At 75.6% G+C, this 671-nt stretch carries 1 protein-coding gene; it reads left to right on the top strand.

The genetic code is table 11. The features are described from left to right. On the top strand, positions 1-671 hold a 671-nt coding region (locus ACLBXO_RS31660; protein ID WP_447687908.1), incomplete at both ends, for a sugar phosphate nucleotidyltransferase.

Genomic DNA, 671 nt, shown 5'->3' with positions numbered 1-671 from the left:
TGGCCGGCGTCGCGGGAGAGCATGCCCAAGCAGTTCGCCCGTCTGGTCGACGCCGAGCGCTCGACCTTCCAGGCGACGCTGGCGCGGGTGTCGGACGCCGCCGTCTTCGCCACGCCCACCGTCATCGCCTCGGCCGAGGCCCGCTTCATCGTCGCCGAGCAGCGCGACCAGCTCGGTCTCTCGGCCGACATCCTGCTGGAGCCGCAGGGCCGCGACTCCGCCGCGGCGGTGGCGGTGGCGGCGCTGCACGCCGCCGCCAGCGACCCGCAGGCCGTGGTGCTGATCATGGCCGCCGACCACGTCGTGCCCGACACGGCGGCCTTCGTGGACGCCGTGCGCCGCGCCGCCGCCGGGGCGCGCGCCGGCTACACGATGACGCTCGGCATCGAGCCCGACCGGCCGGCCACCGATTACGGCTACATCCGCCGCGGCGAGCCGATCACCGAGGCCGAGGGCGCGGCCCGCGTCGCCCGCTTCGTCGAGAAGCCTACCCAAGCCGGCGCCGAGGCGATGATCACCGACGGCGCCCTGTGGAACTCGGGCTACTTCCTGTTCCGGGCCGACCTGATGCTGGCCGAGCTGGAGGCGTTCGTCCCCGCGGTGCTGGCGGCCGCGCGCGCGGCCCTGGAGGCGGCGGTGACCGACCTCGACTTCGTGCGCCTCGACGCGGC

It is taken from the genome of Methylobacterium sp. C33D (genome assembly GCF_053345825.1).
The sequence above is the reverse complement of the archived record's forward strand: the minus strand, read 5'-3'. Positions and strand labels throughout refer to the sequence as shown.